Raw genomic sequence first — 18,136 nt, 5'->3', positions numbered from 1 at the left:
CTGTAACGATCCGTCTGTATCAACTGCCGGTACGACAGCATAGACCGTGACGCAAGGTTTCGCGTGACAAAGTAGACGCGAACATCAATCTAACGCTGAAAATCCGGGAGGGAGAGTTTGCCATGACTGCGTACCCAAATATGCTGGCCCCGCTTGATCTGGGCTTCACCACACTGAAAAACCGCGTTCTGATGGGCTCGATGCATACAGGGCTTGAGGAGACCGGCGACTGGAATCGCGTGGCTGAATTCTATGCCGACCGTGCGCGCGGCGGTGTTGCGCTTATGGTGACAGGCGGGATCGGTCCGAACCTTGAAGGCTCGGTTCTGCCGGGCGCGTCGATGATGACCAATGATGACGAGGTTGCAAAACATTCCATCGTCACCCAGCGCGTGCACGAAGCGGGCGGCAAAATTGCCATGCAAATCCTGCACGCAGGCCGCTATGCCTATGGTCCCAAATGTGTGGCGCCCAGCCCGGTTAAATCGCCGATCTCTCCGTTCCCGCCCAGCGAACTGGACGAGGAAGGTATCGAGAAGCAGATCAGCGACATCGTCAACGCGGCTGCTCTGGCCCAGAAAGCGGGCTATGACGGGGTCGAGATCATGGGGTCCGAAGGGTATTTCATCAACCAGTTTCTCGTGACCCACACCAACAAGCGTGAGGATCGCTGGGGTGGCTCTTACGAAAACCGAATGCGCCTGCCGATCGAAATCGTGCGCCGCACGCGCGAAGCCGTGGGAACCGATTTCATCATCATCTACCGCTTGTCGATGATTGACCTTGTGCCCAACGGTTCGACCTATGATGAGGTTGTGGAACTGGCGAAGCGGGTCGAAGAGGCTGGTGCGACGATCATCAACACCGGCATCGGCTGGCACGAGGCGCGAATCCCGACCATCGCCACCAGCGTCCCCCGCGCGGCCTTTGCCTGGGTGACCAAGAAACTGATGGGCGAAGTCAACATTCCGGTGATCACCTCAAACCGTATCAACACCCCCGAAGTCGCCGAAGAGGTTCTGTCCACAGGCTGCGCCGACATGGTGTCGCTGGCGCGTCCGATGCTTGCGGATGCGGAATTCGTGAACAAGGCCATCGCGGGCCAGTCCGCGAAGATCGCGCCTTGTATTGCCTGCAACCAAGCCTGCCTTGACCATACGTTCGGCGGCAAATTGACCTCGTGCCTGGTCAATCCACGCGCATGTCATGAGACTGAACTGATCATAGAAAACGCTGCAGCTCCCAAGTCGGTTGCCATCGTGGGCGCAGGTCCGGCCGGTCTGTCCACCGCGATGACCGCTGCCCAGCGCGGCCATCACGTAACCTTGTTCGACCGCGCCGCCGAAGTGGGCGGACAGCTAAACATGGCCAAGCAGGTTCCGGGCAAGGAAGAGTTCTGGGGACTGGTCGACTGGTATCGCACCATGATCGCAGATCTGGGTGTGAAGGTCGAACTGAACCGCGATGTCAGCGCCGATGACCTGACCGGATTTGATGAAGTCGTCATCGCAACCGGCGTCAACCCGCGCGACCCGGAAATCCCCGGGCAAGACCGCGAGAATGTCATCAGCTATATCGACGTTCTGCGCGACAAGGCCGAAGTCGGCAAATCCGTCGCCGTGATCGGTGCCGGCGGCATCGGGTTCGACGTGTCCGAGTTTTTGCTGGAAGACGGCCACAGCATCACCACGGACCTGCCTGCTTGGATGAAGGAATGGGGCGTAACCGACCCGGCCGAACACCGCTCGGGTTTAGCTCCTGAAGGACCGCAGCCTGCAGCCCCGGCGCGCGAGGTAACATTACTGCAGCGCAAGAAACAGGCGCATGGCAAGGGACTGGGTAAAACCACCGGCTGGATCCACCGTGCGACGCTGAAGATGAAGGACGTGAATTTCGTTGGCGGCGTCAATTATGAGCGCATCGACGACGACGGCCTGCATATCAGCTTTGGCGAAGAGCGCGCGGACCCAACCGTTATCGCGGCAGATACGGTTGTTCTATGTTCCGGTCAGGTTTCAGAACGCAGCCTTGCGGATGCGCTGATCGAACGCGGTATCACTGCGCATGTGATCGGCGGCGCGGATCTGGCCGCAGAACTGGATGCAAAACGCGCGATCAATCAAGGGACGCGTTTGGCGGCTACGTTCTGACGCGACGATCATATTTATACTCAGCAAAGCCGCCTCGAATGAGGCGGCTTCCAAATGTTCTCTTGCCGCTGGCAGAGATGCAGCGGTTATCCGAAGAAACGATGTAAGGGAACAAGTAAGGCGGTGTGCGCACAGCCTACTCGACCGTGATCGTAATCACTTCGGACACAATTGGCGTTGCGTGTGGCACATGACCCGCATCCCCCAAGACCAGTTGCAGCGTATGTTCGCCCGGTGCCAAATCCAGTGTCACTTCGGTTTGCCCACCACCGAAATGGATGTGGTTGTCATCGGCAGGCAGACCATAGGCCAACTCATCGGCGCCGTCCTCGCCCTCACCCAGCGGTGGGCGGTCGATCAGAAGGTGGTGATGGCCGGTGTTCTCTTTCTCTGTTCCGGCTGGGGCGACGCCCATTCCACTTAGGCCGAAAACGATCGTCACGGGTGATTTTACGGTATCTCCATCCGACAAATTCACGAAATAGACCTCGGCATCCGGGTTCGAAGGTGTCTCACCTCCGGCCAAAGCAAGCGTCGCGGAAAGGGTCAGGGCAGCGATGGTAAAAAGAGCTCTCATTGTCTTCTCCATGGTCACAAATTTGCCATGCTCATCTTAACATATTTAGCCAAATTCCCATAAAAGCCTGCGTGTATTGAGTTTGTGGCGAATTAAGAAACCATCGTTTCCGCGTTTCCTATACGCAAACGATCCGAATAAAATCCCTGATATTATCCCATGTCTGCCCAGTTTCCGCCCAGATTGGCCGCAAAAATCGGTCAACGAACCAATACCTGGGGAACGAGAATGGACAGACTGACCGAAATGGAAGCCTTTGCCAACGTGGTGGACCAGGGTGGCTTCACCGACGCGGCCAAGAAAATGGGCATCTCCAAGTCGGCCGTGTCAAAGCACGTATCGAGCCTGGAGGCCCGCCTGGGCGCCCGCCTGTTAAACCGCACGACTCGTCGTGTTTCGCCGACAGAAATCGGCCTAGCCTACTATGACCGGGCGCGTCGCGTCCTGAATGACGCGGGTGAAGCCGACGCCTTGGTGACTTCGATGCAATCCGCGCCATCCGGGTTGCTTAGAATCAGCGTCGCGACAGATTTCGGCGTGAATCACCTGTCACCGGTTTTGTCAGGTTTTCTGGCAGCTTACCCGGATATCACAGTGAATATGGTTCTGAATAACCGGTATGTGGAACTAATTTCAGAAGGCTTTGATGTGGCCGTTCGAATCGGAGAGTTGGAAGACAGCACTCTGCGCGCCCGCAAGCTGACGGAGACCGTGAAACGTATGGTCGCGGCCCCAAGCTATATCGAGAAATACGGACGCCCGCAAAAGATCGACGATCTAAACGAGCACAAGCTGCTGCACTATTCCAGCCAGTCTTCGGGCAACGTATGGAAACTGACCGCGCCTTCGGGCGAAAAACGTCAGGTCCGTACTGCAGGCTGGCTAAGCGTCAACGACGGCCAGTCCCTGCTGAACGCGGCGATCTCTGGCCTTGGGATCGCCCATCTGCCCAGCTATCTTTATGCGGACGCGCTGAAATCTGGCCGCGTTCAGGATGCGATGCCGTCACTGCCCGACGAGGTTCAAGGCGTCTACGCGGTTTACCCGCCCGGCCGTTTCACACAGCCCAAAGTAAGGGCATTCATTGATTTTCTGGTCGAGTCCTTCAACGACAAGGGCCCGATGGATTGGTAATTTCTCCCCGGTGAAGACTGTACGACCCGCGCATTTTGTGCGGGTCTTTTTTTATTCGGGCGAAACCGTCAACCCCATGTCGCGTGCAACCGCGCGCAGAGATTTCGTCAGAATATTCCGGCCGGGCAGGTCGTCTTCCCCACGGCGCGCCAACAACGCGATATCGCGATTGGCATTTGGAATAGCCAAGGGGCGCAGCCGAACCTCATCGCGGTAGATACCCTGCCGACGGGCGTACAAATCGGGCAAGACGGCGACTCCGACCCCCGAAGCCGCCATCAATACAATCGAATCCAGCGTTGTTCCTTCATATTCGTCCGACACGACACCGCCACACTCGGCGGCCAGCGCATATACGATCCGGGACAGACGATGGCTTTGGTCCAGCGTCAGAATCAGGCGGTCGCGCAGGTCTTCGGCGGTGACGCCATGCAAATCCCGCGCCAGCAAGTCGTCAACGGCCACGCCGATCCACAAGGTTTCATTGAACAGACGCTGCTGCATCGTGTTGGGATGATCTTCGGGGGTTGAGATTATCAGGTCAAAGCGCCCGGCCTTTAGCCCCTGTTCCAGATCGCGTGTATTCTCTTCACGCACAACAATCCGCAGACCCGGCCGATCCCGGTGAATCTTTTTGATGGCCTGCGGCAAAAGATATGGGCCAATTGACGGCAATACGCCCAGCCTCAACCGTCCACCGACGGGCGCGTCGCTGGTCATGGCGTGGCGCAGGTCCTGAACCTCGGCCAATATCTTCTGGGCGCGTGAAATGAACGCCTCGCCTTTGGCCGTCGCGTGAACACCGCCCCTGTTGCGTTCGAAAATGCGCAGGCCAAGCTCTTGTTCTACTGCTGATATCTGCGCTGACAGGCTGGGTTGGCTGACATTCAGCACGTCTGCTGCAAGCCCGAACCTGCCAAGGCGACTGACGGTGACGATATATTCAAGCTGACGCAGGGTTGGGCGCATTTCATAGCCTCAAACTATGTTAAAGTTAGAAAGATAATATTTGGATAATGCATTTCGGCAAGGCACCTAGCCCAAAAACCGGGACAGGAGCCGCAAATGCCAACCGTAATCGACACGCTGTCCAGCAATTTGCTGGTGCCCACGATCCTTTTCTTCGCGCTTGGGCTGCTGGCCGCCTTTGTACGCAGCGATCTTTCGATCCCCGCAGGTGCGGCCAAGTTCATGTCGCTGTATCTGCTGCTGGCCATCGGGTTCAAAGGCGGCAGCAATCTGTCCGAGCATGGCATCCATCTGGACCTGTTTCTAACCTTACTGGGTGGCGTGGCGCTGTCCTTTGCCATTCCGTTCGTGGCCTTTGGTTTGCTGCGGGTCATGACCCGGCTGGACCCGCTGAACGCGGCTGCGGTCGCCGGGCATTATGGGTCGATTTCGATCGTCACTTTCGTGACTGCCACAAGCCTGCTGGACCTTGTCGGCCTCAGCCATGACGGGTTCATGGTCGCCGTCGCCGCCGCGATGGAGGTGCCCGCCATCCTGTCCGCTCTGTGGCTTGCCCACAGATCAAATGGCAATGGCGTAAAGGAAGCGGGGCTTTGGCGCGATTTGCTGGCAAACGGGTCGATTGTCCTGTTGACCGGGGCGTTCTTCATCGGGGCCATAACCGGTGGTGAGGGGATGCAGATGATCGCACCGTTCATCGTGACTCCTTTTACCGGTATCCTCTGCCTGTTTCTTCTGGACATGGGCCTTTCAGCCGGGCGGAGCTTGCTGAGTAACCGCGATAAACTGTCGGTTGGGCTGTTTGGCTTTGGTGTGCTGATGCCCCTGATCGGAGCGATGATGGCGTGGGCCGTCGGCGCAGTGATCGGCCTGTCCGAAGGCAGCCTGTTCCTGCTGATGGTACTGTCCGCGTCGGCCTCCTACATCGCGGTGCCCGCAGCAATGAAAATCGCGCTGCCCAAGGCCGAGTCCGGGATTTACCTGACCCTGTCACTGGGGGTTTCGTTCCCGTTCAACATCACGGTTGGATTGCCGCTTTACCTGTGGTGGGTGATGTGACGGATCAGTTGACCAACAAAATCGCCTCGACCCGGCGGTTCAGGTCCCTACCCTCGTGCGTGGCGTTCGAGGTCAACGGGGCAAGATAACCGATACCGCGCGCCTCAAGCCGGTCTGCCGAGACACCATGTTTTTCGATCAGGCGGACGCGAACCGCCTGAGCCCGCCCCGTGCTGACTGAGATATTTGCCTCGAGCGTGCCGGTGTCATCTGTGTTGCCCACAAGGGCCATCCGCACCGCCGGGTTGTCTTTCAGATATGCAGCGATCAGCGCAAGCGACGCAAAGGGGCCGTCGCCCAACGTGATCTCACCGGTGCGAAAATGCAGATCGTCCAGAATGACATGGCCGTTCTGTTCAAGATCAGCCAGCAGCCCCTGCGACTGTTCCACTGTCTCTTCGATGACAAGCGGCGGAGGGGCCTCGGCATCTGCAGGCGAAACGCGGATCATCTGAACATAACCATCGGGTGGGTTGCGGCTGACCAGCAAACTCAGCGCTTCGTCCCCGCGCGTGGCGGACAAAAAGCGATAGTCCTGAATGGCGACATACATGTCAGGCGTTGGCACAACCTCGGTTCCAAAGCGGAAGTCAAAGCCACCGCAGGTGCGCGCCTCACACTCAAACAACACATCGAACCCTTGTGCCTGAATCTGATCCCGCAGAGGTTCCAGCAACTGCAGCGTTGTGCTGGACCCCGCCTGCAAGCGCCACGTCAAACGCTCAACCCTACCTTCGACCGTTCGGGCGGGCACAGAGCCGTCGGCAAAAACCCCGGTTGGCATGTCATAGCTGTCCAGGGCACTGGTCCTGTCGCTCACCAGACGCGAACCAGAAGACATCGTCAGGTCTTGCGCGGCCGCCGGCCAGACCCACAGGGCCAGTATGAGGGTGAGGTTTCGGATCATCGGGCCTGCGCGTGATATTCTTCATTGGGGGCCATCGCCGTGGCGCTGGCAACCCGGTTGGACATGTTGAAAAAGCCGGTCACATTGGCAATGTCCCAGATATCGCGGTCCGAAAATCCCGCGTCGCGCAGGCGCTGACGGTCAGGTTCTTCGATCTCGGTGCTGGCGGTCGTCATCTTTGCCGCAAAATCCAGCATGGCGCGCTGACGCGTATCCAAAGGGGCAACACGGTAGTTCATCACCAACATCTCACCCAGTTGCGGATCGCCCGATAATTGCCGGACCGCCGCACCATGGGCCACAAGACAGTAAAAGCACTTATTGATGGCCGAGACCACGACGGCGATCATCTCACGTTCCAGTTTGGACAAGCCGCTGTCGCCCAGCATCAAATCGTTATACATCCCCGTAAAGCCATTCAGCTTGTCGATGTCGAACGCATACGCCTTTAACACATTTGGCACAAAACCCAGCTTTTCGACGCAGATATCAAAGTACTTTTGGGTTTCGGGCGGCAGCGTATCGGCCATCGGCAGGTTCAGGGCTGTTGGCAGGGTGTGATCAGTCACGTCGGGCTCTCTCCTTGGGTAAGCTGACGGTAATGGTATTCTCCGACGATCTCCATCCCAAGCGAATGATAGAGACCGTTGGCCCCATCATTCGCCTTGGTGCAGATCACGCTAAGCGTTTCAGCGCCTTGCTCCTGCGCCCAGAACGCGGCAGCGCGCATCGCCCACCGGCCCAAGCCGTGACGCCGGTGCGACGGCAAAACCTCTAACGCGTGCACCATGGCGACCGTGTCATGCGCCGCGACAAAAGCAGTTCCCGCTGGCTGGTCCGCTCGCCGCAGTAACAGCCCGGTTTTCGGCCCCGGCGCGCGATCCATCACAGCCAGACGGTCGGGGCCAATACCCCCCTTGGCCCAGATTTCGTTCATGATTGCCAACGGGTCCCAGATGGCAAAAGCCGTGACACGTGGGATCGGAATATCCGTCAGATGCTCAACAGGGCAGGAATAGATGTTAACCGGGTCCAAAACGTCATACCCACGGTCCGCAAGCTGTCTGTCCAGCACCTCATCCCCCGGCCAAAGACAGAATATGCGCTTTTGCCCCATGGCCTGCATCGCAGCTTCGGCCTCTTCAATGTCAGCTATTGCCGCCGGGGCAAGCGCACTTGCAGCCGACACGCGAGAGCCCCCGCCCAACCCCCGCCGCAACCGGAACGGGCCGTGCACCTTGTACTCGGCGGCAGGCCAAGTGCCGTCGACCACGTCGCCCCAGTGCAGCGTCAAAGGTCCAGCTCTTTCGCCAATCGAGTAGTGGCTGCGTCAACACGAGCACCGTCGGTCCCGCGGATGACAACATTGGACCCGAATACGCCGTTGACCTGAAATGGATAGCTGCCAATGGAAAGGTCCGGAAAATCCTCGGCCAACACGGACAACGTCGCGGCGATGTCCCCTTCCCCACGATCCACCCGCAGGGTTTGCGACAATAGCGGGCTGCCACGGGTCAGCCCATGCAGAACGCTGGCGACCATTGCCTGAAATACCGAAGGAACCCCGGCCATCACATGAACGTTCTCGATAGTAAAGCCCGGTGCAGTTGAAACCGGATTGTCAATCAGCGCTGCACCATCAGGGATGCGCGCCATGCGCAGGCGCGCTGCATTCAGTTCCAGCCCGGATTTCTCGTAATGCGCCTCAAGCAGGGCACGTGCGTCATCACGAATATCAATCGGCGCGTCGAAAGCGCGGGCAATACAGTCGGCGGTGATGTCGTCATGGGTCGGTCCGATCCCACCGCTGGTAAAGACGTGGTCATGGGTTGCAGACAGCGCCTTGACTGCCGCTTCGATTGCGGCGGCCTCGTCGCTGACGACACGCACCTCTTTCAGGTCGATGCCCAGCTTGGTCAGTTCACCGGCAAGGTAATGCATATTGGCGTCGCGCGTGCGGCCCGACAGGATCTCATCCCCGATCACCAGCATTGCGGCGGTTGGATTGGCCATGGCACGTGCCCCCCTCTTGATCGACCCTTTGGGCAGGTATAGGCCCTTGGCCATGCGATTTGAAACCCCTCTTGTCCCCGCCCGCCTGATCCGCCGATACAAACGCTTTCTGGCTGATTGCAGGCTGGAGGACGGGCGCGAGGTGACCGCCCATTGCGCCAATCCGGGGTCGATGATGGGGCTGGCGGAACCAGAGCAGAAAATCTGGCTTGAACCCAATGACGACCCAAAGAAAAAGCTGAAATACGGCTGGCGGCTGGTCGATCATGAAAACGGCCATTTCACCGGGGTCGACACATCGGTTCCGAACAAAGCCCTGCGCGCAGCCTTGGAGGCGCGGGATATCCGCGAACTGGCCGCCTATGAAACCGTCCGCCCCGAGGTAAAATACGGCGAAAACAGCCGCATCGACTTTCTATTGACCCAACCCGGCCTGCCGGATGCCTATGTCGAAGTCAAAAGCGTGACCCTGTCGCGCCTGCCGGGGCTGGCTGAATTCCCCGACAGCGTCACTGCACGCGGCACCAAACATCTGGGCGAACTTTCGGCGATGGTGGCACAGGGTCACCGGGCGATCATGCTGTACCTTGTGCAGCGCACTGATTGCGACCGGTTTGCTTTGGCCGCCGATATAGACCCAACTTATGCCGACACGTTCGAAACCGTTCAGGCACAAGGGGTGGAGCGTCTGATCTACACGACACGCATCTCACCCGAAGGTGTTTGGGTACTGCCTAAGCCTTTGGACTAATTCGCAACCTAACGACTTTTACGGGTTGGGCCCTGTTCGAATGCGACCCGAACAATTGGCCGTCACTCGCCTTAAAAGTGCCACACTGCAGCAACACACACAACTTGAAGGGTGGGTCTGACACGACAGAATCCGGCCTTCCAGTTCCGAGGCAATATCAGAGACATCAATGAAAAAGACATTTTCCGTACTTATCGCCGCGCTCACCCTGACCGCCTGTTCCGTGGACCCCCAAGCGGCGGCGACCCGCCGTGCCACACTGGTTCAAAGTGTTTTCCCAAACCCTGCTGACCAACAAGGTCTGGATCTGGCATTTCCACTGGAATCAGGTGGCGTTTACAAGACCATTGAAATCGGCTTCTTCCCTGACGAAGTGACCGAGCCCGAAGTCAGACGCCGCGTCGCAGCATTCTGCGCAGGTCAGGCCAGCCCAAGGCTAACCGGACAAGCCGCAATCAAAAAAGACCTTGGTGTCAGCAACAGAACGCAGGCCGACGGGTCAGTCCGCCCCGTGCATTTCATTTTCTACACTTGCGTCTGAGACAAACAAAAAACTGCAAGCGTCCTCGATCATAGGGTCGGGGGGCTTGCAAAATCCGGCTCAGTTCAAGAAGCGGAAATTTCCCAGAAATGAACCGCTTATCGGACTTTTTCCCCGAAACTGACCATCTTCGCTCTGCCCAACCACGGCGCATAGCTCTTGCCCTTGTCGGAAGTTCGCCCACCGGCTGCAGATTTTGTCACCGTCCAGCCACCAGGTTCCGGTGCCGCGCCCAAGATGGGGGACTGTGGCCTCGAAGCTTCCGTCGCGCCGCAGAGTGGCGGTACCAGAGATATGGAACCGCTCAAACGCAATCTTTCGGCTGATGTTCAGTTCCGAGGCCAACTCCTGCGCTGTCAGGGTTCTATGATCCTCGCGGCAGCCGCCCAGAAAGACCGCCACGGCGAAAACAAGCCATCTCTTCACATCAAGAATCTTCATTCTGCCACGCTGTACGGAAAACAGTGCTGGCGCAGCATAACAGAGGCAGACAGAGGCCCTTGCTTGAAATTCCCGTGCTCAACGCCATTTGAACAGTTGAAAAAACCCGCGACCCATCGCCCTCTGGTACTTTCTGCACAAGCAGCGTAAAAGAAATGCTGCGCGAAACATTTGGAGCCTCGCACCGATGAAGGAACATCGTGGCCGTCTGACCAAGGACGGTATCCGCATCTATGAACAGGGCGACTTTGCCGGTATGCACGCGGCAGGGGCCTTGGCTGCGCGGATTCTGGATGACATTGCCGAGCATGTTTTTCCCGGTCAGACCACCGGGGCGATTGACGGCCTGATCACCCAGATGGTCGAGGACGCAGGCGCGACATCGGCCACCATCGGCTATAAGGGCTATCAGCACGCAAGCTGTATCAGCGTCAATCACGTGGTTTGTCACGGCATTCCCGGCGACAAGCGGCTAAAGGATGGCGATATCCTGAATATCGACGTCACCGTCATCGTCGACGGCTGGTTTGGTGACACCTCGCGGATGTATGTCGCGGGCAAACTGCCCCGCAAGGCGGAACGCCTGATTCAGGTGACGCATGACGCCCTGTTCAAGGGGATCGAGATGGTCAAGCCGGGCAACACGTTCGGCGATATCGGCCACGCGATTCAGGCCTATGTTGAAGCGCATCGCATGAGCGTTGTGCGAGATTTCTGCGGTCACGGCCTTGGGCGCGTTTTCCACGCACCGCCCAACGTCCTGCACTATGGCCGGCCGGGTACGGGCGCAGTTTTGGAAGAAGGCATGTTCTTCACGATCGAACCGATGGTGAATCTTGGGCGGCCCGAAACCAAAACCCTGTCCGACGACTGGACGGCCGTGACGCGGGACAAGTCCCTGTCCGCGCAGTTCGAACATTCGGTGGGTGTGACGGCAGATGGATTCGACATCTTCACCCTGTCACCGGGCAACAAGTTCCACCCGACCTATTCGTCCTGATCGGCGTTCTGATCGCGCCAGAGTTTCAAGAGCAGTGTTTCAGACCCCCAAGGCGTCGCAGCGTCATGGATGAAAACCGGCGCGCGCAACGGTTTGCGCGCAGGGCCGGTATCGGCTGCGGCCTCATGTGACGATGCCCAGATCGGAGGAGTCAATACACGGTCCATGAACACAGCCTAACACAATCAGCCAAGTTCCCCAAAGGCACGCCTTATGCGTCCGAGACACCCTTCCACATCAACGTGATATGCGTATCGCCATATTTGCGGCTGTTTTGCAGGGTGAAACCTTCGGGCGGCTGCATGGGCGCGTTTTCCTCCCACACGATCAAGGCATCATCGGCGATCCAGCCGCGCAGCGCGCCGATTGCCTTTTCCCCCATGGATTTGCCGTAAGGCGGATCAAGGAAAATCAGATCGTAAGGCGCGTCGGGATTGTCACCCAACCGGGTCGCGTCGCGGCGGATCAACTGGGTTCGGTCGGTGCTGCGGGTCAGGTCGATATTCTTGCGGATCAGCCCCTGCGCCACGCGCCCGTCATCCACGAAGGTCACATGGGCGGCCCCACGCGACAGCGCCTCAAGCCCCAACGCGCCGGTGCCCGCGAACAAGTCCAGCACTCGCAGCCCGTCAAAGTCGATCTGATGGGTCAGCACGTTGAACAGGCTTTCGCGCACCCGATCCGTTGTGGGCCGCAAATGCGCGCCCGCATCGCCCTTACCGACCGAGGTTAGGGCCCGACCGCGGAATTCTCCGGCAATGATCCTCACGCTTTGAGCAGCGGTTTTAGGTCCGCTGCGGGGTCGGTCACCACGGCGGGATCAGCCGTTTTGCCCGCGTCGATCAGACGTTTGCCGACCATATAAGCGCGCGGGTCGTTCATAGCGTCCACCGCGATTAACTGATCGCCCTTGTAATACCAGAAGGACACGGTTGCGCCTTCTCCACGCCGGGTCACAACGCGATCATAGCCGGTGTTAAGACCGGCGATCTGCAGTTTGACGTCATACTGATCCGACCAAAACCACGGCGTCGCGGTATATTCCTTGGCCGCGCCCAGCATGTTCTGGGCCACGATCTCGGCCTGATCAATGGCGTTGGGTACGCTTTCCAGACGGATACGCCCCCCGGCATGAGGGAAAGACGCGCAATCCCCCGCCGCCCAGATAAACGGATCAGATGTGCGCCCATGCGCGTCGGTCTTGATGCCGTTGTCCAGCTCCAGCCCCGCCATTTCAGCCAGTTGAGTCGCGGGCGCGACACCCACGCCCACAACGACAAAATCAACGTCAATCTTTGACCCATCGGTCAGAACCGCGCCCGTCACCTTGCCATCCTCACCCAGCAGACGGTCCAGCCCGACGCTCTCGCGGATATCGGCCCCATACCCCGTATGCAGCGCGCGGAAATAATCGCTGGTCTCGGGCGCGGCGACACGTTGCAGGATACGGTCGGCCATCTCGACCAGGGTCACTTTGACCCCGCGCTTCGCGCAAACCGCCGCAGCCTCAAGCCCGATATAGCCGCCGCCCACGATCAGCGCGCGAGCGCCGTCGGTCACGCGCGGTTCCATCTCGTCGATATGGGCCAGATCACGCACCACATGCACGCCCGCCAGATCGCCGCCAATCGCGGCAGGCAGGCGGCGCGGGTCCGACCCGGTTGTCAAGGCTAGTTCATCATAGGATATGACCTCATCGCCCAGCGAAACGGTCTTGGCCTTCGGATCAATCGAGGTCACGCGCTGGCCCAGACGCAGGGTGATGTTGTTCTCGGCGTAAAAACTCTCGGGGCGCAAGAACAGACGCTCCAACTCCATCTCGCCCAGCAGATAAGCCTTGGACAAGGGGGGGCGCTGATAGGGCAGATGTGGCTCGGCCCCGATCAGGGTGATGTCGCCGTCAAACCCACCCTTGCGCAGCCGCGCCACCAGTGATGCACCCGCCTGCCCGGCACCAATTACGACAATATGGCTCATCTTTCCCTCACCCTGTCGAATTCCCGTGGCCTGATCCACGCGACCACCTATATTGCGGCTAAGCCCGACTCTGCAAATCCAAACGACAGGAGCATAAAAATGATTTCAACAGGTGACACGCTGCCCGACGCCACCCTGACCCAGATGGGTGCAGAAGGCCCCGAAGAGGTTCGGATTTCAGATAAGACCAAAGGGCGCAAAGTGGTGATTTTCGCTGTGCCTGGCGCGTTCACACCCACCTGCCATTCGGCCCATGTGCCCAGCTTCATGCGCACCAAGGACCAATTCAGCGCCAAAGGCGTGGATGAGATCATCTGCGTTTCGGTCAACGACCCCTTCGTGATGAAAGCCTGGGGCGAGGCCACCGGCGCGTCCGATGCGGGCCTGACCATGCTGGCCGATGCTGCGTCCGAATTCACCAAAGCCATCGGCATGGATTTCGACGCCCCGCCTGCCGGGCTGATCGCGCGGTCGAAGCGTTATGCGATGCTGGTCGAGGATGGCAAGGTCACCGCACTGAATCTGGAAGAAAACCCCGGCGCATGTGAAATTTCGGCCGGTGAGGGCCTGTTGGACGTTATCTGATACGGTCTGGCCCCGGCACATCCGGGGCCAAAACCTCTATTTAACTTGATAGACTGCCCCGTTGCGCGAATACTCGACCTGTATTCATCAGGGAGTTGTTTATGAGGCTCAAGGTTTTCGCCCTTTGTCTGGGCACAGCAGGCGCGCTGGCCGCCTGCGGTCCGGCCCCCACCCCGCAACAACAGGCCGCCCGCCAGCATGAGATCGCGTGCCTCAGCGGCACGGTCGGCGGGGCGCTTTTGGGCGGAGTAATCGGCAACCAGTTTGGCGGCGGGTCCGGCAAAACGATCCTGACAGCTGCAGGTGCTGCGGTTGGCGGGATCGAAGGTCAGAAATTCGCATGCTGAGAGGACGCGTCATGAAATTTGGGTTGGTAACACTTTGCCTGACCGTTCTGGCAGGGACCGCTATTGCCGAGACCGCAGCAGAACTGCATGAAAATGAGCTGAAAGCGATAGACGCGAACAACGATGGATTCCTGTCCAAGGACGAATTCAACGCTTTTTCCGATTATGCGTTTCAGGCAATGGACGAGGATAAGAACGGCACCCTTGGTCTGGAAGAGGCCAAGCCGTTTCTGGACATAAAACAATTCCAAAGCGTTGACCGCAACCGGGACAACCTTATCTCTCGTACAGAATACGACGCGCAGATGAATGAGGATTTTTCATCTGCCGATCAGAACGGAAACGGACAGTTGGACTAGCGTCGGTCGAACCGGACAGGAGCGTGCAATGAACAAATGGTTTACTCTGGGTGTTCTTGGCGTGCTTGCGGCCTGCGATGTGCCACAAGCACCCGTGGTCACAGGTCCCGACGGCCAACAACAAATCCAGATCAGCACCAGCGGCCTGACCTGTTATGAGTCGCGTTGCCTCGAGATCAACCCTGCCGCCAGATCCGTGCGCATGGTCGGGAACCGTCGAACCGGAATACCCGGCAATATTGATGTCAGCGACGGCACGGTTACCCCTGCCGAATTCAGGCGTCTGGGTGAAGTCGCCAGCCTTGCCGGAGGCATGGGCTCACGCGGGGATCGCGGTTAGGCCAGGCTATCCATCTTGCGGGCAAGTTTTGCGTCAAGCGACGACAGCCCGCCGACGTCATGCGTTGAAAGCGTCACTTCGACCGTGCGGTAGACATTGAACCATTCAGGGTGATGGTTCCACTTTTCAGCAAAAATCGCCACCTGCGTCATCCAACCAAACGCATGGACGAAATCTTCGAAAATGAAGGTTTTTGTAATCGCATCCCGGTCCTTGACCATGGTCCAGCCGTTCTTGAACAGCGGGTCCAGAAGGGGGCCGCGGGTCTCGGTCGACAATAGTTCGGTCATTGCTGTTCCTCCGGGTTCGATTTTCTGAACGGGCCATAATCCGTTAGAATCTCGATCTCTTCTCCCACTGCGTGGGCCTCGGCGTCCAGATATTTCTTGATCGCATCGGCAAAGCCGGGGTCGTTCACCCAGTGCAGACTATGCGTGCGCGTAGGCAGATAGCCGCGCGCCAGCTTGTGTTCCCCTTGCGCACCGGCTTCGACCCGCGCCAAGCCCTGTGAAATGGCGAAGTCGATCGCCTTATAATAGCACAGTTCGAAATGCAGGCAGTCATGGTGTTCAACGCACCCCCAGTAGCGGCCAAATAGCGTCTCACGCCCGATGAAATTCAACGCGCCCGCAATCGGATACCCGTCGCGTTCGGCCAGCACCAAGGCCATGTCGTCAGCCATGGTTTCGTGTGCAATATCAAAGAATTGCCGCGTCAGATATGGCATTCCCCACTTACGTGAGCCCGTGTCCTGATAGAACCGCCAGAACGCGTCCCAATGTTCAGGCCGCAGGTCATCGCCGCTTAGGGTATGGATCTGGCCTCCAAAACTGCAAGCCTGCGCACGTTCCTTTCGGATATTCTTGCGCTTGCGCGACGATAACGCGGCCAGGAACCCGTCGAAATCGTCATACTCGTCATTCAACCAGTGAAACTGCTGTGAATGGCGAACCATTAGACCCATTTCTTCGCCCGCGGCGGCCTCCGCCTCGGTGCAGAAGGTTGCGTGAATGGAAGACACGTGATTGTCAGCCGCCAGTTGTACCGCCCCTTGAACCAGAGCGGACATACCTACCCCTTCATAGCCCGGCCGAACCAGAAACCGCCGCCCCGTTGCAGGTGTAAAGGGTACCGCGATCTGCAGCTTGGGGTAATAGCGCCCGCCCGCGTTTTCATAGGCATGTGCCCAGTTGTGATCGAAGATGTACTCGCCCTGAGAATGCGACTTGGCATACATCGGCGCCGCTCCGATCAGCATCCCGTCAAGATAGGCGGTCAGATACTGCGGCTGCCAGCCGGTGCCGCGCCCGACCGAACCGCTTTCTTCCAATGCCAGCAGAAACCGATGCGTGGTGAAAGGATCAACCGGACGACCCCCGTCCAAGGCTTCGGGGCAGGCACAACTGTCCCACTCAGCCGCAGGAATCTGCGCGAGTGAATTCAGTACCCGAACCTCAATCTGTGCCTGATCCATGTGCCCTCCGCATCTGGTCTTTATCTGTGACGGACGGGGTTAGGTTCAACCCGGATGAGCGGCCAAATACCCCTCGAAGGTCACATTATCCGCAACCTTGCGGGCCTCTGCCTCTTGTTCGGGCGTGCGGATGGTCCAGCACAGGATCGGAACGCCCTGCGCCTTCAGTTCGGATACGCGGGGGCGCGCCAGGTCGGCGGCTTCGTGGCTGATAAAGCTGGCTCCGACCCGGTCGAAATCCGGAATGCCACGCAGATGGTCGCAAACATTCTGCGGCAACAGCTCTACCTTCGGTTCATAGGCGCAGGTTGTGATCCCACGCGGCAGGTGCGGAGCGATACGCGCCAGTTCCGCCACCGAATTGGGGTTGAACGACATCAGCGCCACAGGGCCGTCATAGCCCTGCAAAGCGCGGACGGTGTCGTGCTCCAACGGGCCGACATTAGGGCCCATGGCACCATCCTGATCCTTGAGCTCGATCAAAAGAGGAACCTGGCCCGCGACGATGTCCAACACCTCGTCCAGTGCTGGAATGCCGTCATCGCCAAACAACAATGGCAGCTTCGAGGCCTCAGCCGACGAAACCTGACGGATCGGACCCGATTGGCCGGTCAAACGCGCCAAGTCATAGTCGTGGAACACCACGGCCCGGTCGTCTGCTGTCAGTTGCAGGTCGATCTCGATTCCATATCCGGCCTGAATCGCTGCGCGAATGGCCGCCCGGCTGTTTTCCGGGCGGTTGTCCGAGATGTCATGCAAGGCCCGATGCGTGATCGGGGCCTGCAGGAACGCGGCTGGTAAAGCAGACGTCATGCGATCTCGAAGATACCTTCGATCTCGACGGCCACGCCCAGCGGCAACGACGCAGCACTGACGGCCGAGCGTGAATGGCGGCCCGCTTCGCCCAGCGCCTCGACCAGAAAGTCGGATGCGCCGTTGATCACCTGCGGCTGCGCAGTGAAATCTGCGGTCGAATTCACGAACCCGGTCAGCTTGATCACGCGCACCAGCTTGTCGATATCCCCACCGCAGGCCGCCTTGACCTGTGCCAACAGGTTGATCGCGCAGACCTTCGCCGCGGCGGCTCCGGCCTCGACATCCATGTCATCGCCAAGCTTACCGGTAATCAGGTCGTCATCCTTGGAAATCTGGCCCGAGACATAGACAATGTTCCCGATACGCACGAAAGGGACGTAGTTGGCGGCCGGAGCAGGCGCGTCCGGCAAAGTGACGCCCAGGCTTTCCAGTTTTGCTGCGATGCTCATGTGATGATCCTCACCTAAATTCGACTCGGGTGGACGCTAACCGGGTTCAGGGATTTGGAAAAGCACGAAACCGGCGGTTTTGGGGTTGCAGGCGCACTAAGCATAACTTCTCTTATTCCAGAGTGTTCCTCTCTGGTCACTTTACCTTGACCCTTCGTGCGGGTTAAACGCTGGCTGTTTCAATGTATTTGTGAAACACCTATGTGTCATCAAATTGAGCCGTCAATGCGCGGCCAGAACCAGTATT

Annotated in this window: 24 protein-coding genes; 10 read left to right on the top strand and 14 right to left on the bottom strand. The window is 58.7% G+C overall.

Annotation, left to right across the window (positions count from 1 at the left end; all coding sequences use genetic code 11):
* Positions 1-122 precede the first annotated feature (122 nt).
* Positions 123-2,150, top strand: a complete 2,028-nt coding sequence (locus tag GOV87_RS10045; RefSeq protein ID WP_171211663.1) for an NADPH-dependent 2,4-dienoyl-CoA reductase — start codon at positions 123-125, stop codon at positions 2,148-2,150.
* Between the two features lie 136 nt (positions 2,151-2,286).
* Here the strand turns inward: GOV87_RS10045 and GOV87_RS10040 are convergent, their stop codons facing one another.
* On the bottom strand, positions 2,287-2,727 hold the full coding sequence (locus tag GOV87_RS10040; RefSeq protein WP_254428737.1) for a DUF4399 domain-containing protein: 441 nt from the start codon (positions 2,725-2,727) through the stop codon (positions 2,287-2,289).
* Positions 2,728-2,955: 228 nt separating this feature from the next.
* Here GOV87_RS10040 and GOV87_RS10035 point away from each other — a divergent pair, with 228 nt between their 5' ends.
* On the top strand, positions 2,956-3,861 hold the full coding sequence (locus GOV87_RS10035; protein WP_171122965.1) for a LysR family transcriptional regulator: 906 nt from the start codon (positions 2,956-2,958) through the stop codon (positions 3,859-3,861).
* 51 nt (positions 3,862-3,912) lie between these two features.
* Here the strand turns inward: GOV87_RS10035 and GOV87_RS10030 are convergent, their stop codons facing one another.
* On the bottom strand, positions 3,913-4,830 hold the full coding sequence (locus tag GOV87_RS10030; protein WP_171122967.1) for a hydrogen peroxide-inducible genes activator: 918 nt from the start codon (positions 4,828-4,830) through the stop codon (positions 3,913-3,915).
* A gap of 96 nt (positions 4,831-4,926) precedes the next feature.
* On the opposite strand from GOV87_RS10030, the gene GOV87_RS10025 reads away from it, so the two are divergent.
* A complete protein-coding gene (locus GOV87_RS10025) occupies positions 4,927-5,889 on the top strand; it encodes a sodium-dependent bicarbonate transport family permease (protein WP_171211662.1) in 963 nt (320 codons plus the stop codon).
* Positions 5,890-5,893: 4 nt separating this feature from the next.
* Here the strand turns inward: GOV87_RS10025 and GOV87_RS10020 are convergent, their stop codons facing one another.
* From GOV87_RS10020 to GOV87_RS10005, 4 genes are read right to left on the bottom strand one after another with little or no spacing between them, the layout of a single operon-like run.
* Positions 5,894-6,796, bottom strand: a complete 903-nt coding sequence (locus GOV87_RS10020; RefSeq protein WP_171211661.1) for an OmpA family protein — start codon at positions 6,794-6,796, stop codon at positions 5,894-5,896.
* Complete coding sequence (locus tag GOV87_RS10015; RefSeq protein WP_171122973.1) at positions 6,793-7,365, bottom strand: peroxidase-related enzyme; 573 nt, start codon at positions 7,363-7,365, stop codon at positions 6,793-6,795. Before GOV87_RS10015 ends, GOV87_RS10020 begins: the two co-directional genes overlap by 4 nt.
* Positions 7,362-8,090: a GNAT family N-acetyltransferase gene (locus GOV87_RS10010; RefSeq protein ID WP_171122975.1), complete on the bottom strand. Its 729-nt coding sequence runs from the start codon at positions 8,088-8,090 to the stop codon at positions 7,362-7,364. The genes GOV87_RS10015 and GOV87_RS10010 overlap by 4 nt, the downstream gene beginning before the upstream one ends.
* Positions 8,087-8,809: a molybdopterin-binding protein gene (locus GOV87_RS10005; protein WP_171124170.1), complete on the bottom strand. Its 723-nt coding sequence runs from the start codon at positions 8,807-8,809 to the stop codon at positions 8,087-8,089. The genes GOV87_RS10010 and GOV87_RS10005 overlap by 4 nt, the downstream gene beginning before the upstream one ends.
* 52 nt (positions 8,810-8,861) lie before the next feature.
* On the opposite strand from GOV87_RS10005, the gene sfsA reads away from it, so the two are divergent.
* Together sfsA and GOV87_RS09995 are read left to right on the top strand one after the other, a co-directional pair.
* Complete coding sequence (gene sfsA / locus GOV87_RS10000) at positions 8,862-9,560, top strand: DNA/RNA nuclease SfsA (RefSeq protein ID WP_171211660.1); 699 nt, start codon at positions 8,862-8,864, stop codon at positions 9,558-9,560.
* Between the two features lie 169 nt (positions 9,561-9,729).
* The gene (locus GOV87_RS09995; protein WP_171122981.1) at positions 9,730-10,101 is read left to right on the top strand and encodes a lipoprotein; all 372 of its coding nucleotides are present in this window, start codon (positions 9,730-9,732) and stop codon (positions 10,099-10,101) included.
* 60 nt (positions 10,102-10,161) lie between these two features.
* On the opposite strand, the gene GOV87_RS09990 is transcribed toward GOV87_RS09995, so the two are convergent.
* Complete coding sequence (locus GOV87_RS09990; RefSeq protein ID WP_171211659.1) at positions 10,162-10,527, bottom strand: hypothetical protein; 366 nt, start codon at positions 10,525-10,527, stop codon at positions 10,162-10,164.
* A gap of 202 nt (positions 10,528-10,729) precedes the next feature.
* Between GOV87_RS09990 and map the strand changes: the two genes are divergently transcribed.
* Positions 10,730-11,542: a type I methionyl aminopeptidase gene (gene map / locus GOV87_RS09985; protein WP_171124164.1), complete on the top strand. Its 813-nt coding sequence runs from the start codon at positions 10,730-10,732 to the stop codon at positions 11,540-11,542.
* Here map and GOV87_RS09980 read toward each other — a convergent pair.
* From GOV87_RS09980 to GOV87_RS09970, 3 genes are read right to left on the bottom strand one after another with little or no spacing between them, the layout of a single operon-like run.
* Entirely contained in the window at positions 11,530-11,709 is a 180-nt protein-coding gene (locus tag GOV87_RS09980) for a hypothetical protein (protein ID WP_171122987.1), read from the bottom strand. The two genes, map and GOV87_RS09980, sit on opposite strands and share 13 nt — an antisense overlap.
* A 44-nt stretch (positions 11,710-11,753) precedes the next feature.
* On the bottom strand, positions 11,754-12,311 hold the full coding sequence (gene rsmD / locus GOV87_RS09975) for a 16S rRNA (guanine(966)-N(2))-methyltransferase RsmD (RefSeq protein WP_171122989.1): 558 nt from the start codon (positions 12,309-12,311) through the stop codon (positions 11,754-11,756).
* On the bottom strand, positions 12,308-13,519 hold the full coding sequence (locus tag GOV87_RS09970) for an NAD(P)/FAD-dependent oxidoreductase (RefSeq protein ID WP_171211658.1): 1,212 nt from the start codon (positions 13,517-13,519) through the stop codon (positions 12,308-12,310). The genes rsmD and GOV87_RS09970 overlap by 4 nt, the downstream gene beginning before the upstream one ends.
* A gap of 99 nt (positions 13,520-13,618) precedes the next feature.
* On the opposite strand from GOV87_RS09970, the gene GOV87_RS09965 reads away from it, so the two are divergent.
* The 4 genes from GOV87_RS09965 to GOV87_RS09950 all read left to right on the top strand — a co-directional run bounded on the left by GOV87_RS09965 (position 13,619) and on the right by GOV87_RS09950 (position 15,150).
* Positions 13,619-14,104 carry a peroxiredoxin gene (locus GOV87_RS09965; protein ID WP_171211657.1) on the top strand — a complete coding sequence of 162 codons (486 nt, stop codon included), beginning with the start codon at positions 13,619-13,621 and terminating at the stop codon, positions 14,102-14,104.
* Between the two features lie 101 nt (positions 14,105-14,205).
* Positions 14,206-14,451: a glycine zipper 2TM domain-containing protein gene (locus GOV87_RS09960; protein WP_171122995.1), complete on the top strand. Its 246-nt coding sequence runs from the start codon at positions 14,206-14,208 to the stop codon at positions 14,449-14,451.
* A gap of 11 nt (positions 14,452-14,462) precedes the next feature.
* A complete protein-coding gene (locus GOV87_RS09955; RefSeq protein WP_254447349.1) occupies positions 14,463-14,810 on the top strand; it encodes an EF-hand domain-containing protein in 348 nt (115 codons plus the stop codon).
* Positions 14,811-14,838: 28 nt separating this feature from the next.
* Positions 14,839-15,150, top strand: a complete 312-nt coding sequence (locus GOV87_RS09950) for a hypothetical protein (RefSeq protein WP_171122999.1) — start codon at positions 14,839-14,841, stop codon at positions 15,148-15,150.
* Here the strand turns inward: GOV87_RS09950 and GOV87_RS09945 are convergent.
* The 4 genes from GOV87_RS09945 to GOV87_RS09930 are packed head-to-tail and all read right to left on the bottom strand — an operon-like array spanning position 15,147 to position 17,889.
* Positions 15,147-15,440 carry a 4a-hydroxytetrahydrobiopterin dehydratase gene (locus tag GOV87_RS09945; RefSeq protein ID WP_170387748.1) on the bottom strand — a complete coding sequence of 98 codons (294 nt, stop codon included), beginning with the start codon at positions 15,438-15,440 and terminating at the stop codon, positions 15,147-15,149. The genes GOV87_RS09950 and GOV87_RS09945 overlap by 4 nt on opposite strands.
* Positions 15,437-16,624, bottom strand: a complete 1,188-nt coding sequence (locus tag GOV87_RS09940; RefSeq protein WP_171124154.1) for a GNAT family N-acetyltransferase — start codon at positions 16,622-16,624, stop codon at positions 15,437-15,439. Before GOV87_RS09940 ends, GOV87_RS09945 begins: the two co-directional genes overlap by 4 nt.
* Positions 16,625-16,669: 45 nt before the next feature.
* The gene (locus GOV87_RS09935) at positions 16,670-17,437 is read right to left on the bottom strand and encodes a glycerophosphodiester phosphodiesterase family protein (RefSeq protein ID WP_171211655.1); all 768 of its coding nucleotides are present in this window, start codon (positions 17,435-17,437) and stop codon (positions 16,670-16,672) included.
* Complete coding sequence (locus GOV87_RS09930; protein ID WP_171123005.1) at positions 17,434-17,889, bottom strand: RidA family protein; 456 nt, start codon at positions 17,887-17,889, stop codon at positions 17,434-17,436. The genes GOV87_RS09935 and GOV87_RS09930 overlap by 4 nt, the downstream gene beginning before the upstream one ends.
* Positions 17,890-18,136 lie beyond the last annotated feature (247 nt).

It is taken from the genome of Ruegeria sp. HKCCA5426, assembly GCF_013034585.1.
GTDB lineage: Bacteria > Pseudomonadota > Alphaproteobacteria > Rhodobacterales > Rhodobacteraceae > Ruegeria.
Note: the sequence above shows the minus strand (reverse complement) of the source record. Positions and strands in the feature narration are given on the sequence as shown.

What these genes read in the sequence shown, in the direction of transcription:
- GOV87_RS10035 (WP_171122965.1), top strand. Translation starts at nt 2,956, where the DNA reads ATGGACAGACTGACCGAAATGGAAGCCTTTGCCAACGTGGTGGACCAG.
- GOV87_RS09950 (WP_171122999.1), top strand. Translation starts at nt 14,839, where the DNA reads ATGAACAAATGGTTTACTCTGGGTGTTCTTGGCGTGCTTGCGGCCTGC.
- GOV87_RS09960 (WP_171122995.1), top strand. Translation starts at nt 14,206, where the DNA reads ATGAGGCTCAAGGTTTTCGCCCTTTGTCTGGGCACAGCAGGCGCGCTG.
- GOV87_RS09935 (WP_171211655.1), bottom strand. Translation starts at nt 17,437, where the DNA reads ATGACGTCTGCTTTACCAGCCGCGTTCCTGCAGGCCCCGATCACGCAT.
- GOV87_RS09965 (WP_171211657.1), top strand. Translation starts at nt 13,619, where the DNA reads ATGATTTCAACAGGTGACACGCTGCCCGACGCCACCCTGACCCAGATG.
- GOV87_RS10005 (WP_171124170.1), bottom strand. Translation starts at nt 8,809, where the DNA reads ATGGCCAATCCAACCGCCGCAATGCTGGTGATCGGGGATGAGATCCTG.
- sfsA (WP_171211660.1), top strand. Translation starts at nt 8,862, where the DNA reads ATGCGATTTGAAACCCCTCTTGTCCCCGCCCGCCTGATCCGCCGATAC.
- GOV87_RS10020 (WP_171211661.1), bottom strand. Translation starts at nt 6,796, where the DNA reads ATGATCCGAAACCTCACCCTCATACTGGCCCTGTGGGTCTGGCCGGCG.
- GOV87_RS09940 (WP_171124154.1), bottom strand. Translation starts at nt 16,624, where the DNA reads ATGGATCAGGCACAGATTGAGGTTCGGGTACTGAATTCACTCGCGCAG.
- GOV87_RS09980 (WP_171122987.1), bottom strand. Translation starts at nt 11,709, where the DNA reads ATGGACCGTGTATTGACTCCTCCGATCTGGGCATCGTCACATGAGGCC.
- GOV87_RS10030 (WP_171122967.1), bottom strand. Translation starts at nt 4,830, where the DNA reads ATGCGCCCAACCCTGCGTCAGCTTGAATATATCGTCACCGTCAGTCGC.
- GOV87_RS10025 (WP_171211662.1), top strand. Translation starts at nt 4,927, where the DNA reads ATGCCAACCGTAATCGACACGCTGTCCAGCAATTTGCTGGTGCCCACG.
- GOV87_RS09945 (WP_170387748.1), bottom strand. Translation starts at nt 15,440, where the DNA reads ATGACCGAACTATTGTCGACCGAGACCCGCGGCCCCCTTCTGGACCCG.
- GOV87_RS09930 (WP_171123005.1), bottom strand. Translation starts at nt 17,889, where the DNA reads ATGAGCATCGCAGCAAAACTGGAAAGCCTGGGCGTCACTTTGCCGGAC.
- GOV87_RS10040 (WP_254428737.1), bottom strand. Translation starts at nt 2,727, where the DNA reads ATGAGAGCTCTTTTTACCATCGCTGCCCTGACCCTTTCCGCGACGCTT.
- GOV87_RS09970 (WP_171211658.1), bottom strand. Translation starts at nt 13,519, where the DNA reads ATGAGCCATATTGTCGTAATTGGTGCCGGGCAGGCGGGTGCATCACTG.
- map (WP_171124164.1), top strand. Translation starts at nt 10,730, where the DNA reads ATGAAGGAACATCGTGGCCGTCTGACCAAGGACGGTATCCGCATCTAT.
- GOV87_RS09995 (WP_171122981.1), top strand. Translation starts at nt 9,730, where the DNA reads ATGAAAAAGACATTTTCCGTACTTATCGCCGCGCTCACCCTGACCGCC.
- GOV87_RS10045 (WP_171211663.1), top strand. Translation starts at nt 123, where the DNA reads ATGACTGCGTACCCAAATATGCTGGCCCCGCTTGATCTGGGCTTCACC.
- GOV87_RS09955 (WP_254447349.1), top strand. Translation starts at nt 14,463, where the DNA reads ATGAAATTTGGGTTGGTAACACTTTGCCTGACCGTTCTGGCAGGGACC.